At 38.8% G+C, this 16,267-nt stretch carries 12 protein-coding genes; 2 read left to right on the top strand and 10 right to left on the bottom strand.

The window, feature by feature from the left end; translation table 11 throughout:
- Positions 1-78: 78 nt before the first annotated feature.
- Together sppA and ansA are read left to right on the top strand one after the other, a co-directional pair.
- Complete coding sequence (gene sppA, locus Q4575_RS00710; RefSeq protein WP_303521013.1) at positions 79-1,935, top strand: signal peptide peptidase SppA; 1,857 nt, start codon at positions 79-81, stop codon at positions 1,933-1,935.
- Between the two features lie 251 nt (positions 1,936-2,186).
- On the top strand, positions 2,187-3,206 hold the full coding sequence (gene ansA, locus Q4575_RS00705) for an asparaginase (protein ID WP_215963043.1): 1,020 nt from the start codon (positions 2,187-2,189) through the stop codon (positions 3,204-3,206).
- Positions 3,207-3,315: 109 nt separating this feature from the next.
- On the opposite strand, the gene Q4575_RS00700 is transcribed toward ansA, so the two are convergent.
- From Q4575_RS00700 to gndA, 10 genes are all read right to left on the bottom strand, one after another.
- Positions 3,316-6,096 carry a DUF349 domain-containing protein gene (locus tag Q4575_RS00700; RefSeq protein ID WP_303521012.1) on the bottom strand — a complete coding sequence of 927 codons (2,781 nt, stop codon included), beginning with the start codon at positions 6,094-6,096 and terminating at the stop codon, positions 3,316-3,318.
- Positions 6,086-6,367, bottom strand: a complete 282-nt coding sequence (locus tag Q4575_RS00695; protein WP_215962840.1) for a YeaC family protein — start codon at positions 6,365-6,367, stop codon at positions 6,086-6,088. Before Q4575_RS00695 ends, Q4575_RS00700 begins: the two co-directional genes overlap by 11 nt.
- Positions 6,368-6,376: 9 nt before the next feature.
- The gene (locus tag Q4575_RS00690; RefSeq protein WP_215962839.1) at positions 6,377-6,703 is read right to left on the bottom strand and encodes a hypothetical protein; all 327 of its coding nucleotides are present in this window, start codon (positions 6,701-6,703) and stop codon (positions 6,377-6,379) included.
- Positions 6,704-6,796: 93 nt separating this feature from the next.
- The gene (locus Q4575_RS00685) at positions 6,797-8,467 is read right to left on the bottom strand and encodes a sodium:alanine symporter family protein (RefSeq protein WP_215962838.1); all 1,671 of its coding nucleotides are present in this window, start codon (positions 8,465-8,467) and stop codon (positions 6,797-6,799) included.
- Positions 8,468-8,548: 81 nt separating this feature from the next.
- On the bottom strand, positions 8,549-9,676 hold the full coding sequence (locus Q4575_RS00680; RefSeq protein ID WP_303521011.1) for a M14-type cytosolic carboxypeptidase: 1,128 nt from the start codon (positions 9,674-9,676) through the stop codon (positions 8,549-8,551).
- 90 nt (positions 9,677-9,766) lie between these two features.
- A complete protein-coding gene (locus tag Q4575_RS00675) occupies positions 9,767-10,258 on the bottom strand; it encodes a redoxin domain-containing protein (protein WP_215962836.1) in 492 nt (163 codons plus the stop codon).
- A gap of 58 nt (positions 10,259-10,316) precedes the next feature.
- Positions 10,317-12,338: a TonB-dependent siderophore receptor gene (locus Q4575_RS00670; protein WP_303521010.1), complete on the bottom strand. Its 2,022-nt coding sequence runs from the start codon at positions 12,336-12,338 to the stop codon at positions 10,317-10,319.
- A gap of 108 nt (positions 12,339-12,446) precedes the next feature.
- A complete protein-coding gene (locus Q4575_RS00665; RefSeq protein WP_215962834.1) occupies positions 12,447-13,892 on the bottom strand; it encodes a glyceraldehyde-3-phosphate dehydrogenase in 1,446 nt (481 codons plus the stop codon).
- Positions 13,893-14,126: 234 nt separating this feature from the next.
- Positions 14,127-14,516, bottom strand: a complete 390-nt coding sequence (msrB, locus tag Q4575_RS00660) for a peptide-methionine (R)-S-oxide reductase MsrB (protein ID WP_215962833.1) — start codon at positions 14,514-14,516, stop codon at positions 14,127-14,129.
- A gap of 78 nt (positions 14,517-14,594) precedes the next feature.
- Positions 14,595-16,118 (bottom strand): NADP-dependent phosphogluconate dehydrogenase, encoded by a 1,524-nt coding sequence (gndA, locus tag Q4575_RS00655; protein ID WP_303521009.1) that lies wholly within the window; start codon positions 16,116-16,118, stop codon positions 14,595-14,597.
- Positions 16,119-16,267: the final 149 nt, after the last annotated feature.

Here is a 16,267-nt window from a genome sequence, read left to right as displayed (position 1 = left end):
TTATTTGCTTTTGGTCTTAGAATTAAAGTAATAAGCAATAACCAACAAAATCCATTTAAAGTCAAAGCAAGGAATATTATGCGTAGCGATCTATCTCAGAATAAACATTGGTTAAGAGATCTCATTAAAGCAAGTTGGAATGTCATAAATTTTAGTCGTCGAGTCTTTTTAAATATCGGTTTTATATTAGTATTAATTGCCTTATTCATCATTTTTAGTGCAAGTCAAACGGCTCCTATTGTAGTAAAAAACAATTCCATTCTAACGCTAAACCTCGTTGGTGACATCGTCGAACAAAAAACGTTTGTCGACCCTTACGATGAGGTCATGGCTGATTTTGCGGGTAATCGAAATCAAAGTCCTGAAATATTATTAATCGACGTATTAGACGTAATCGCAGAAGCTAAAGACGATAATAAAATTAAAGCACTAGTGTTAAATTTACACAGTTTAAAAAATACCGGATTAAATAAACTGCAGGAAATTGCATTTGCTATTGACGAATTTAAACAAGCCGGTAAACCTGTCATTGCCTATGGCGACTATTTTAGCCAAAGCCAATATTACCTTGCGGCCCACGCCGATGAATTGTATCTGCATCCCATGGGGTCGATTAGTTTAGACGGATTTGGTCGTTTTAATATGTATTACAAAGCGGCTTTGGAAAAACTCAAAATCAATGCCCATATTTTTAGAGTGGGTACATTTAAATCTGCAGTAGAACCCTTTATTCGTGACGATATGTCAGCTGCCGCCAAAGAAGCAAATATCAATTGGTTAAACGATTTATGGACAATCTACAAAGAAGACGTAGCGCAAGCTCGAAATATTGAAACCTCTAATTTTGATGAATCTTTAGATGATTTTTTAGAAAAGCTAACTCAAACCAATGGTAGTTTTTCGCTATTTGCATTGCAAAACAAATGGATTGATGGTCTTAAATCACATCAAGAATTAGATAGCTACTTAGCGGAAAAGTACGGTAAAGATGTAAATTACGTAAACTTTAATCATTACTTAGCGTCAATGAGTCAACAACTAGAGATGGAGCCTATGGATAAGGTCGCTATAGTCGTTGCTAAAGGCACTATTTACGATGGCAAGCGTAAACCCGGTGAAATTGGTGGTCAATCAACTGCTGCGCTATTAAAGCAAGCACGTCTTGATAAGTCCGTCAAAGCGGTTGTACTGCGTGTAGATAGCCCTGGAGGCTCTGCATTTGCGTCTGAATTAATTCGAAATGAAGTAGAAGCCATGAAACAGGCTGGAAAACCAATCGTAGTATCGATGAGTTCTATGGCCGCCTCTGGTGGTTATTGGATTTCAGCGTCAGCTGATGAAATTTGGGCCGCCCCTTCTACCATTACTGGTTCAATTGGGATCTTTGGAATGTTCCTGACCTATGAAGATAGCTTAAGTGCACTAGGTGTAACAACCGATGGTGTTGCTACAACGGAACTTAATGGACTATCAGCCGTTCGTGCTTTAGATCCGCAAATGGGAAAAGTCATTCAACTTGCGATTGAACATGGTTATGACCAGTTTATTTCTCTTGTCGCAGAAGAACGTTCGATAAGTAAATCTGATGTAGACAAAATTGCACAGGGCCGAGTTTGGTCTGGTAAAACGGCTTTTGAAATTGGGCTTGTAGATAAGTTAGGTTACTTCAATGATGCCATTGATTCTGCAGCTAATTTAGCTGAGTTAAGTGATTACGATATTAAAGTCGTAGAAACAAAACTCAATCCAATGGAGCAATTCATGCAAGAGTTATTTAAAACGTACGGACCTAATTTAACTGACAACTTCGATATTCGTCGTCAATCAATTCAATCGCTCTTTGGCACCATAGCTACGCAAGCAGAAAAATGGACAGAAATGAATGATCCAGCAGGCGTTTACATTTACTGTTTGGAGTGCGACACCTTGCAGTAAAAACCAAATGAGCTGTAAACAAACTTTGATGCTACTAAAATCATCTTAGATTGGCCTCAACAAACAACAGATGAATTTAACGTACTTCTATTAACAAGATTGAAGTACGTTTTTTTTAGCACAATAGTCCCGGTCAAGTTTTTAGTACAAAATAGAATGTTTCAAATGAACGATAATGCGAGACAATTTGCCTCGCCGATTTATTTAATTACAATGCCTTAAATTTACTTGGGTAGTGACACTTCATGAACATAAACAAAAAACGTATTTATATCGCTTATACTGGCGGCACCATAGGAATGAAAAAATCTAAAAACGGTTATATTCCAGTACAAGGATATGTTTCTGATGTGGTAAAAGGGTTGACTGAACTGCACCGAGAAGAGATGCCTAATTTTGATATACACGAATACTGCCCTGTTATTGATTCTAGCAATATGACCCCTAATGACTGGCAGTTTATTGCTGATGATATACAAGCAAAATACGACCAATATGATGGCTTTGTGGTATTGCACGGTACCGACACAATGGCGTATACAGCATCTGCGTTGTCTTTTATGTTAGATAACTTGCAAAAACCAGTTATCGTTACAGGGAGCCAAATTCCACTTTCTGAAATACGCAGTGATGGACAACTTAACTTACTAAATTCGTTATATTTAGCAGCTCATTACCCGCTCGCTGAAGTTGGGTTATTTTTTAATAACAAATTATACCGGGGAAATCGCTCAACTAAGGCGGACTCTTCAGGGTTTAATGCTTTTGAAAGTCCCAATTGTGACCCGTTAATTACCGCTGGAATTCAAATCAACGTCGACCTAGGTCAGTTAGTTGTTACCCCGCCGCGCAATGAAAGTAAGTTAACTGTCATTCCAATTAAAGACCAACCAATTGGCGTCGTTAGTTTATACCCTGGAATATCCCATCAGGTTATTGCAAACATTCTTGCTCAACCTGTAAATGCGTTAATCATACAGAGTTATGGTGTTGGTAACGCACCGGAAAACGAAGCGTTATTGAACGAAATTGAGCAAGCCCATAAACGCGGCATTTTGGTTGTAAATCGAACGCAATGCCACAGAGGCATGGTTAACATGGAAGGATACGCCACAGGTCATGCACTTAAAGATGCAGGTGTATTGTCCGCGAGAGACATGACGCTAGAAGCTTGCCTTACCAAAATTCATCACTTGCTGAGTCAAGATCTTAGTTATGACGAAGTTCGAAGACGCTTTGAAATAAACTTAAAAGGTGAACTTAGTTTGTAGTTTATGTGCGGTCATTCGACTTATAGTCCAATTAAACAAAGAGACACGCATAAAAAAGCCAAATACACAGTATTTGGCTTTTTGCTTAATGGCTGAAATAGCCTAAGGGTTAGTTCATAAAGATTGGCTTGATCCGATCTAACAGAACTAAATCTGTTTCTTCAAATACTCCGGCTGTAAGCCACTCTTCTAATAAGTCTTGAGTAGAATATTCGATACCCTGTTCTAGTTTTTCCGACATTAAGATCATTTGTATTTCGTTACGTTTGGCTTTGTCTGCCGCTGGCGAACTAATACCGGCAATAAGTTCGAGTTTTATTGTCACAAGATGGCGGTCTGATTTACCATTTGTATTCAAGGCAGTTTGCCATGCTGCTTTAAGATGATTAACTTCGGCCTTTTCGCCAAGGGCTAAGCTTTTAACCGCAGCAAACAAATCAACGTAAACTTGCTTTTCTTGTAACTCTCGTTGTTTGCCAATCTGAACGTCACATACAGCGTTAATTTCTTGCCCCGTACGTTTAAGCTTTTCATATTGACCTTTTGACAATCCTTCGAGCGAACTTAGAACAGCCTCAACGTCGTCTATAACTGATCGTAATTCACTAATGTCACTACCATTGTTCGCTCGCTCTGCTAGGTCTTTAAGCCTGTCGGCAAAGTCATCATAGATAGCTAACGATTGCTCTTTTTGCTGCCTATAAGCTTCTTCTCGCTGCGCAAAAATAGGATTGTTTAGCGCCCTAAATTCTCGCCATAATTTTTGGTCAACATTTTTTCCAGCAAAACCGACTTTCTGCCACTTATTTTGTAGCCCCTTTAAGTTGTCAATTTTCGAGTCTAACTTGTCATCGGACTGAATGATCGCCTCTGCTTTTTTAAGGATGTCACGTTTTTCTTGTTCATTATCGCTGTGATGGTCGTTAATGGCTTTACGAATTGGTGAGCAAAGCGTACGGTATTTTCCGTTAACTTCATCCACTTTTTCACGGTCAACCAAACCAGTTTCACGCCAAAGCTTTGTTAACTTAACAAATACAGACTCCAACTCACGCCAATCAGCGACTTGTGAACTTGTTAAATTATCGTTGAGTTTTTGCAGTTGTTCTAAAATAAGCTGCTTGGCTGCCAAACTATCACTGCGCTCTTTTTCTAACATTTGGTAATGTTCTCGACATGGTACAAATGCTTGCTCACATAAATCGTCAAACTGCTTATTTAACTCAGTTTCCGTATCGTCACCAGCATGGCCAAGACTTTGCCAATTTGAACGTAACAAACGTACACGATGAGCTTGTTCTGTAGGATCTGCTATAGGCGTCGTCGCGAGTGTGCCAATTTCTTCAAGCAACTCTTGTTTTTTAGGATTTGAAAAAGATCGCTCTAATTCACGCAGGCCATCTACTTGCTCTTGTAGAATTTGCCATTTATTTGTCAACTGAGCTTGTTGATAATCATTTAACTCTGCAAACCAAAACGTCAATTTCTTAAACAAACCAAATGCGTTATGGTAACGGCCTTCTTTTACAAGCCCTTCTAACTCCGCCATTTTACGACGCGTTTGATTAAACATTTGCTTTTGTTCGCGCTCTAATTGCCAAACGGGTTCTTGCAGCGCTGTTAATTTAATTTTGTATTCATTAGCAATGTTTTCAGGAAGCGCGATATTTGCCTGCGACACATTTTCCTGCCAACGCAATTTAATGGCTTTAAACTGAGGATTAAACACATTTAAAGACGCTAGATCTTTTGGCGCCTCTAACTGTGACAGCTCAGTAATCACTTGCGCAGCATTAATTATCGCTTGTTTTATTTGTGGGACTTGATTTGCACGATTAAAAATTGATTCGCAACGTTTGATTAATTGCGCTTTGTTTTGTTCAGTTAACGCTAATTCGTGACATTGCTTTGAAATAGAATTGATCGTTTCTGTGATTTGAACCTGATCAATTTCTTTTTCTTCCACGATAGACGAAGTGATTTGACCTTCCACACTGTCTAGTTGCGTATTGAGGGCAGTATAATTTTTATCTTGTTCGATGGCAGTTTGGCGTATAGCTTGTTCTTTTTCAAATTGCGCTTTAAGCGGCGCTAAAATACGTTCTAAGCTGACATTTATGGCGTTATATTTGGTAGCCAGTTCTGTTTGAACAGACTCGCTTAATAAGCTGATATCACGTTCATTGGCAAGCCATTCGGCGTTTAAACTTGTCATTTGCGATTGAATCACATCAAAATCGCTTTTTTCTTTTAATGCATTAAGTCGAGCCAACAACAACCGAACATGCTTTTCGATTTTAACCGGACGTTCCGCTTCTTCGGTAAGCACTTGAATTTTAGCGTTCACTAATTCAAGTTGAGCCGCTGTTAATTTTTTAGAGAGTTTTCGTAACTGCCCTAGCTCATTGGTATTTTCTATGAGTTGCTTTTTTAACTCCGCTGATAAGGCTGAGTCTGTAATGGCTTTAAAATAAAGAGATTCTTTATCTAGTTTGTTAAGGACAGATAAAACTAACGATTCATCATCTAAGCTAAAAACCACTTTCTCAAGTATGTGGCTAATATTACATTCAGTAATAAATTTTGATTTTAAGCTCGCATCAATTTTTACGGTGCCCTTTCCTGTAAGACTATCGACGATAACTTTTTCAGCGTGCTTTTTAATCGGTTCTGAAACATCGTGTTTAAATGCTTGCCACCACAATGCAAAATCACTTAATTTATCCAAAGCGGCGCGTCTAACTTTGTCATTATTGTCGTTAAAAGCCAGTTCATGAATAATGGGTTTATTAGAAAGGTCACTCAATTCTAATTCGGCAATTGCCGCTAATCGGTCACTGACTTTTTCACTTAGCCATTTTTTTCTTTTAAAAAGATTCTTAAATATCATTTTCGTCAAACCTTGCAATGTCGTTTGCTGCCAGAAACTCTTTTTTGAGTTCACTTTTGGACTTAACTACCATTTCACCATCTTCACCAATAGTGAAGTGCTGAGTAGACTTTTCGATTTTCGACTGATAGGCGATAACCAGTTGCAGAGCATTATCTTTTTGCTCCTGTGTTGCAACACGGCCATTTTGCCACTTTCCAGTTTCGACAACGTATTTTAGGTTTTCGAAAACTTCGGGGGTTACACCCGCTAAAAGTTGTTCAATACTCATTATTTGTCCTTAATACTTTTGTCGTTTGGCGAGAATGATCCGAATTCGATTGACGATATACCACACAAAACCAATTACAATGGATGCCTGCGCCGCAACAAATTGTGGTGACTCCGGATCATCAAGTTTGTAGTACGAGAAACAACCTGCCAAAAATAACAACATAGCAATTATCTGATGTGTCATAAGGGTTTGGTTGGATTTTAACGAACGTATTTTGTTTAAACTATGAAGTTTTTCTTCTGTTAACTCGGTCATATCGAGTTCGCAGTGTGGGCAAGCTTTGTGTTTATCCGAAATGTTATTGGCACATTGTGGACATTTGATAATCGCCATATTGGTCTACCTAAAGGAGTTTTAAAATTTTACGGCAACACCGTAAACGCAGAAAGCACCCTATTAAAGGGTGCTGTTTTATCGAATCAATAATTACTTGGTATCGTTCTCTTTATTGAACTTAACCCAATAATCACCAACAGTTTCTTTCATTTCTTTGCGTAGTAATAAAATACCGAACAAGTTCGGTAATGTCATGACGACGATTGCGACCGCAGCTAATGTCCATATTAGAGATGTATCGGCATAAGAAGCCCAAAAGAACCCGGCAACATATATAACACGATATGGCATTACTGATTTTGCCCCTAACAAGTAGGTCATCGCACGGTCACCATAATAAGACCACGCTATTGCTGTTGAAAACGCAAAGAGTAATAGCCCGATTGTGACAATATATTTACCATATTCACCAAAATAACCTTGGGTGAATGCTTTGGTCGTTAAGGCCGCAGAGTGGATCAAGGAGTCACCTCGAACAATAATCTCGTCGTTTTTCAGTTGGCCACCAATAACTTTTAACTTACCGTTATACACATGGTCACCAGGTAACAAAAATACAACGTTCTCAGCAAATGAACGTGAATTTAAAATTGTGAAGTCACCAGTAACCGCAATACCTTCACGGACAATGATTTCGCCATCAAAATCTTCAACTTTACTTGGTTGTCCATTTAAGTAACTGGATATTTCCGCAAAATCTTGTTCATTTTGTTGGCTGTAAGTGCCTTTCAATATTTCCATATCTGAGCGCTGGAATACATTTTCGTATTTTTGATGCCACGCACCAGAAGATAAGATCACCATACCTGTCAGTGTACAAATAATAATGGTATCAATAAACGGTTCTAAAATAGACACCATACCTTCTGATACTGGGTTATCGGCTTTTGCTGCAGCGTGAGCAATTGGCGCTGAACCTTGACCAGCTTCGTTTGAAAACAAACCACGGTTAACACCTTTAGTAAATGCATAGGCAAATGCGGCCCCGACAAAACCACCCGTTGCTGCGGAACCTGTGAAGGCTTCTGCAAAAACAGAGACAAATGAAGGAACAAGATTTTCGATGTTATAAAATATAACGCCTAATGCACCAATGATATAAAGAATTGACATCGCAGGGACAACGCGTGATGTAATGTACGCAATACGTTTAATCCCGCCTAAGATAACTAGCGCTAATAGAATCGCAAGAACACCACCTGTAACCATATGGTCAATACCAAATGAGTCGTGCATTGAAACGGCAATGTTATTAATTTGTGGCAGGCTGCCTGTACCAAATGAGCTGATAACCGTTGCAACGGCGAATAACACAGCTAACCATTTCATGTTTAAACGGCGGTCCATATAATACATTGGGCCACCAGACATAGTACCGTCTTCAGTTTTCACACGATATTTATGAGACATGGTTACTTCAACAAACTTAGTTGTCATACCAAAAAAGGCAGTCATCCACATCCAAAATAGAGCCGCAGGCCCACCGATGGAAAGTGCTAAAGCAACACCACCGATATTACCAGTACCGACGGTACCCGATAGAGCCGTTGCTAATGCTTGGAAATGATTTGTATCACCTTCCGCACCTTTTTTGTCGTACTTACCGGTAACTACTTTCCATGCATGTTTAAAATAACGAATTTGCGGGAATTTTAAATATAGCGTGAAAAAAACACCCGTACCGAGTAACACATACGGAAACCAAGGCGAGCTGCCTAAAATACTATCTAGAAAAACAAGTAGGTCATTAAAAGCCGTCACTGTTTGTTCCTTTTTGTTGTTATTGTTTTAATTAATGCGCGGCGTTATTTTTATTGATTACCGCGCAGTGTAGGGTAATTATTATCGTAACGTATCAACTACAGCTAAAATTGCTGTTAATACATCTGCGCCAAATTTAGCTGAACGAACATCGTTCCAACCATAGTCGACATCTGGTGCATTGTTGTGATCTTTAAATGGCATCTCAACCGTGTAGGCTAAACACTTAAATTGTTCACCTACCCAAGCTGAACCCACCGTTTTAAGCGCTTGGCCAGGTTCATCTTTTGGATACCCAAATTCATCTTGGAATTCAGGTGTCACTGCGGCATAAGATTGTTTAAACAAAGTTTCAAGGTCACTGTGTTTCTGGTCGTAACTTTCAATACCTTCACAACCGGCCACAAAATTGTATGGAATTGCTTCATCGCCATGAATATCTAAAAACATATCAACACCTGTAGATAACATGTGTTCGCGAACGTAATAAACTTCTGGGCTATTTTCTTTACTTGGTGTTAGCCATTCTCGGTTTAAGTTAACGCCATTGGCATTTGTTCTTAAGTGCCCTCTTACCGAGCCATCTGGGTTCATATTTGGGACGATATAAAACACAGCTTTTTGCTGTAAAAGTCGAGACGTTGCATCGTCTAAATCAAATAAACGTTCTAACAGGCCCTCAACATACCATTCGGCCATCGATTCGCCAGGATGTTGACGTGCGGTGATCCAAATTGATTTTTTGTGTTCTGCGGGTTCACCTACTTGGATAACCGAAATATCGCGACCATCGATGGTTTGACCTAGAGTCGTTAATTGCGTGTTGGGATTTAATTGTGCGCTGTGGATTAGATCTAAATGTCGTTCGTAGGAATATGGTACAAAATAGGCGTAAAATACGTGGTCAAATTCGGGGATATGGTTAATAACGAGTGGCCCATCATCATAATCAGTGTCGACTCTAAACCAAGTGTTACGGTCATATGAGGCCATAACATTATAATCTTTCCAACCTTCTGGGTAGGCTGACTGTTGAGCATTCAATATTTTAATTGTATGTTCTTCACCAGCTGAAGTTTCAAGTTTAAAATGAAACCATTGATAAAAATCAGAATTATTGTCTTTCTTTATATTTAACTGGATATCAGTTGCAGACTCTAAACGGACAACTTCAATATTTCCGCTGTCAAAATTACTGCTTATTTTCATTATATTTCACCAATTTGTTAAACCTAGATGAGGTTATCATATTCTATCTAGTTTTAACCATAGGATCTTGGTGATCTAGGTGATCAATGTTTATAAAATCAACGCTCTTAGCCGCATTCCCAATTCAGATGAATAGCCAAGCGATTTAGATACGACTTTTTGATCCGCATCCAGTAAATAATACGTCGGAAATCCAGTGATATTAAACTCATCTGCCACTTCGTTTGTTCCGAGTAAAACTGGAAAGTCCAACTTATGCTTAATGATCTTCATGTGAACATCTTCAATTTGTTGGTAGCTTAATACCACAGAAACAATATTAATTTCGCTTCCATAATCACGATAAAAGTCTTGAAGATTTGGTAGGCTAATATTGCAAACACTGCACCAAGGGGCCCAAAAATAAATAAGCGTAGGCTTACCTTTTAACTGCTCAGAATTAACCGTCGTGCCCTTGACTGTTGGCATGATGAACCCAGGAACAGTTTCATCATAGCTAAGCAACGATGTCTCTCGTATCGTACTCACTAGATTAAATACAAGGAACACAACTACAATTTGAGTAAGTATATTTTTAAACATTTTCAACCTCATAACAACGTCACTCTACAAGACCGTTAGAGACTGACTATTATTACAGTTAAAATGCGTAACGTGCATTTATACTCATTTGTCTTCTAGGCTGTGGAACCCCAAAGTCATTAAGTGATTGACGAGGTTCATAACCGTTATATTGATTGTCATTTAGGTTTTCTACCGCAAATTGGAAAGACAAGTTGCGACCCATCTGATAATGCAAAGAAAGGTTTACAATAAATTGACTAGTTTCAGAGAAATATTGTTCGTTACCATCGGTCAAACCCTGACTTATAGAACTTGCAGGGCGATAAATGACATGTACATTTGAACGCCACTTCTCATTGCTCCAAAAGAGACTTGCCGTTGCAAAATGATCGTACTGAGCATTTACTGTATCGCTAAATATATGCGTATAGGTGGCTCTGGCGGAGAGATTTGGAGCTATATCCACATTACTTAACAATTCAATACCATTTAATTCAGTACTGCCGCTGTTAAAGAAGGTAAATCGTTGATTACTTGGAAGCTCTTGATAAACAATTAAATCAGTCATTTTTGTATGGAACAAAGTGGTTTCTAACATGAACTTGTCATTTGTCATTAGCCATTGTAACTCAGACGTTTCAACCAATTCTGGTTTTAGTGTCGAATTGCCAACTGTTACACCGTCGTTTGAATACAATTCATTAGTCACGGGGGCTCTAAATGCCTGCGAATAAATAGCTTTTATTTGATGCTGTTGGTCTAATTTTCTAATGTAAGCAATACGAGGTGAAAAAGCATCACCGGCACTATTATAATTTTCATAGCGACCACCTATAAATACTTTTTGCTGGTCATCGATTTGCCATTGTAATTCACCAAACCATGCGCGGCTTGTTATTGAATCTTTTAAGCCTTCAAAATCACCTAGTTCAGATAATTTGATCAAACCATTTTGGTAATGCGCGTCAATTGCAGGACTTGTTGATTGGCCATCATCTGTAACGTGCGTGGTTACCACACCGGCTTTTACTTGGGATTCTCGCTGAACTTCAACGCCTACACTAAATTCTAAACTTTCACTATATTGGTGACTGATATTAACCTGTAGCGCATAGCGGTCAGTTCCCCAGTAAGGCCCTTGGAGGACATCATGGCTAAATGGTGCAATTCCCGATGATTCAATAAAGCCAGCGGACTCGATTAAATGATCGGCATATTCTAATTGTGCACTTAATTGGGTTTTAGGATTAAATGAATACTGTGTTTTACCATACCAATATTGGTTTTCAGAAAGATAATAGTTAAGTGGATGATAACCATTAAGGTTAATAAACCCATCTTGTTTATGACTATCTTTTCGGTAACCGAGTTCAAAATTGGCATTTGACCAATTGATTGCCATCTGCTGATGTTCATATGGATTACGGGTTTCAACATCGTTTAACGTTTGTTGGTCGCTAATGATGAATTTCTGACCATCAGCTTCTAAAAACGAAAAATTTGCGGCAAGCGTGCCATTAAATAAAGATTCAGTTAATCCAAAGCTAAAACGTGATTGGCCATTGCTACCGATCCCTGCAGCTAAGTGATCATCCTTTTTTGTTACAATATTAATCACGCCTATGAATGCATTGCTGCCATATTTAGCCGATCCTGGACCGCGTATTATTTCTACCTTCTCGGCCGTTTCCAAATTAATGAAAGGGGTATATACACTTGCTTTACCAAATGAAACTTCGTTAATTCGCACACCATCTATCATGACCAACACATAGCCGTTGTCGAGATAGACGCCTCTAGATTGTAACTTTGATTGAGCCCCAACTTTCTCCCCTACTGTGGTTTGAAAACCCGGTACAAAGTTCATTAAGTCATAAAGATTGTCGACACCATATGCCTGAATATCACCACTAGAAAATACGGTAACCACAGAAGGAGATCCCGCAATTAACTCGGAGCTAAATCCTGCGACACTCGTTTCAACTTGCAATAATTCTTCTATTGATAACGTGAATAAATCGCTATTGTCTTGTTTGGCGTGAGCAAAGGGGGCAACCAATAATGTCGATAACAACAAGGATGATCTGACATCAATCATATATTTTCTCAAAATAACTCAAAGTCTTAAAAGATTTGTTTGGAAGATTAACCAAAAAACAAAAAAAGGTCACTGATTTTAGTGACCTTTTTAAAATTGTTTTTGTTTTTAAACAGGGAGTGATGGGTATTGAATACCTGCCATTTGTTGCATGACACGTACAACTTGGCAACTGTACCCAAATTCATTGTCATACCAAACATACAATACAGCGCGATTTCCATCGACAATCGTCGCTCTTGAATCAATAACACCTGCGTATCGATTGCCCACTAAATCGGTAGAAACGATTTCGGTTGAGCTCGTGAAATCAATTTGGTCACGTAAATCAGAATGTAAAGCGACATCGAGTAAATGCTCATTTAATTCTTTTACCGACGTTTCGCGGTCTAAATTAAGGTTCATTATAGCCATTGATACGTTCGGGGTTGGGACGCGAATCGCATTACCAGTCAATTTACCTTCTAATTCAGGTAACGCCTTAGACACAGCTTTAGCCGCTCCAGTAGACGTTAATACCATATTTAGCGCTGCGGCTCTGCCACGACGTTCAGCTTTATGGAAGTTATCAATTAGGTTTTGGTCATTTGTATAAGAATGGACCGTTTCAACATGACCGTTGTTTATGCCATATTCATCATTTAACGCTTTTAACACCGGTGTTATTGCATTTGTTGTACAACTTGCGGCACAAACAATTTTATCGTCTTTTAAAACATCTAAATGGTTTACACCATAAACAATGTTTTTAATTTTCCCGCCCGCAGGGGCTGTTAACAATACTTTTGCTGCGCCTTTGGATTTAAGATGAAGGCCAAGTCCATCTTCGTCTTTCCAAATACCCGTATTATCTACGATTAAGGCATTACTAATTCCATATTTAGTATAATCAACTTCATCTGGTGAGTTGGCATATATAACTTGAATATAAGCACCATTTGCTTTTATTACATTTGCTTTTGCATCAACGGTAATGCTGCCATTAAATGGTCCGTGAACAGAGTCTCGGCGTAATAAACTGGCACGTTTTTCTAAATCCCCGTCTTTACCACCACGAACAACGATTGCACGTAAACGTAAATTAGCGTTAGGACCATTTTTTTCAATAAGCAATCGAGCCAGTAAACGACCGATACGACCAAAACCATAGAGCACAACATCCTGCGGTTTTTCAGCCGGTGGCTGATCTAATACAAGTGCTAATTCTCGTTTTAAATACGCTTCTTTTGTAAGCCCTTCCCCGGCATTTTTAAATAAATAACCGTAGGCTAATTTACCAAGGTCCACTTTTGCAGGATTCAAATTAAGATTGTTAATGATTTCTAAAAACTCAAAGCTTTCTTTAAGTCTTAACTTGTGGTCTTCATATTTAGAAACTGTTTTATGTGCTTTGATAACATCAATTGTAGAAGCAGAGACAAGTGGACGACCATAGACGCAAATTTCAATACCACGATTACGATACAACATACCAATAAGCGGTTGCATACGTTCTGCAAATTCTTGTCGCACTAACCAACTTTGTTGATATTGCTGTTCTGGAGTTAAAGTCATTCTTTCTACCTTCAATTAATTAACGTTGCGGGATAACTAGATGTAAAGCACCTAAAAAACGAACACATTGTAAAGGAACAAACCAAAACATGAAAGTTATTTTGTACTATTACACACCTAACAACAAAAATGACAATTAACTGAACAACGTGACTATTGTATATCTTTTATAAATTGGCAAAAACGGAGTCGTTTCATGCTTTATAGGCACATCCGCCTGAATATGTAAGCCCCCTAAGACGGTATAAAAGAAAGTGACAAAGAATTAACACAATACCGCTTACCAGTTTCTGTCGGGCCGTCATCAAAAATGTGCCCTAAATGGGAATCGCAATTAGTGCACAATATTTCAATTCGGGTCATGCCATTTGAGTGGTCCTTAATATATTCGACAGCCCCGTCAATGCTTTGGTCAAATGCAGGCCAACCACAGTGGGCATTAAATTTTGAATCAAAAGTAAACAAAGGTGCTTGGCAACATGTACAAACATAAAGGCCTTTTTCACTGTGGTTTAAAAATTTGCCTGTACCTGGATACTCCGTACCTTTTTTCCGCGTCACTTTAAATGCTTCTGGACCAAGTTGTTCCAGCCACTGTTCATCGGTTTTTACTATTTTTGACATTTGTCACTCCTGCTTAATCGAAACGTTAGTTTAGTATAGACATAAAAAAACCACATACTGTGATGTGGTTTTTTCGTATTATATTTTTACGATGGGTCGATCTTTATGACTCCATTCGACATGGTATTTTTTGCCAGCGGCTTTATCTGTGCGTGCAAAAGTATGCGCCCCAAAAAAGTCTCGTTGCCCTTGCAACAAATTAGCTGGTAATACCGCGCTACGATAAGAATCATAATAAGCTAAAGCGGATGAAAACCCTCCAACCGGAATGCCCATCATAGTTGAGTTTGCTACAGTTCTACGCCAATTAGATTGAAACTTAGATATTTGTTCAGAAAAAAACGGGTCCATTAACAAGTTGGTTAAGTCTTCATCACGTTGATAAGCTTCAGTGATCGACTGAAGAAAAACAGCTCTAATAATACAACCAGCACGCCAAATTTTAGCTATGCCTGCAAAATCTAAACTCCATTCATATTCTTTAGCGGCCATACTCATAAGTTGGAAACCTTGAGCATAAGCACATATTTTAGAACAGTACAAAGCGTCGTGTAGTTCTCTAATAACCGTGTCTTTATCTAAATTCATTGCTGAAATATCAGGACCAGCCAAAATCGTTGATGCCTTTACTCTATCTTCTTTTAATGTCGACAGAGCACGTGCATAGACAGCTGATGTAATGGTTGGTGAAGGGGCACCGATTTGCAGTGAACTAACTGCAGTCCATAGTCCAGTCCCCTTTTGACCTGCTTGATCCAAAATAATATCAACCAAAGGCAATTGTGTTTCAGGGTCAATGTGCTCTAAAACTTCTGCACTGATCTCAATTAGGTAACTATTTAATTCGCCTTTATTCCAATCTCTAAAAATCTTGGCGATTTCACTAGGTTGCATATCCAACCCTGTTCGCATGATATTATAGGCTTCGCAAATTAACTGCATATCAGCATATTCAATACCATTGTGGACCATTTTGACATAGTGACCACTGCCGGTTCCACCGATATAAGTGGCACAAGGTTCGCCTTCTAACACTGGATTTCCTGGTTCGAAACGTTCAATTGGCTTACCGGTAGTAGAGTCTACTTTAGCGGCAATGGCTTTCAACATAGGTGCTATACGAGTCCATGCATATCGGTCACCACTTGGCATCAATGAAGCACCAAAGCGCGCGCCAACTTCTCCACCCGAAACCGCAGTAGAAAAGAATAAAAGCTTACCTTCAAAATCTTTTTCGCGTTGAACTGTGTCAGTCCATAAGCTATTGCCAGTATCAACAACAATATCGTCGGCTTGTATACCGGCGTCGATAAGTTTATGACAGACGTCATCAACTGGCTTGCCTGCTGGTACAGATAACATTATCAAATGAGGGGATTTTAGTTTTGCTAATAGTTCGGTATAAGAGGTACAAGGAAAAATACGCTGAGGGTTTTCACCTCGTTCAACTTCATCTTGTTTTATTGCGTCATTAACTTTGTCTGTGTCTAAGTCGAATGCAGCAATTTTGTAACCATTATCTGCTAGGTTTAAAGCTAAATTTTTGCCCATCACACCTAGGCCAATAAAACCTACATCACACAATATTTCTTGGTCTGACATTTTACGTCGCCTCTTAATCCGAACCAAATTCGGCATAGCCTGAAATTTGGCGCGGATTATACAAAAACTATCCTTCCATTCATACCGTCAAGAACAATTAATTATACAAAGGAACAAATTCCAATATTAAAGTTAACTATCCGGCACAG

The sequence above is a fragment of the Psychrosphaera sp. 1_MG-2023 genome (genome assembly GCF_030548245.1).
In the GTDB taxonomy this organism is placed as follows: domain Bacteria; phylum Pseudomonadota; class Gammaproteobacteria; order Enterobacterales; family Alteromonadaceae; genus Psychrosphaera; species Psychrosphaera algicola.
This window is presented reverse-complemented; position numbering and strand designations above follow the sequence as displayed.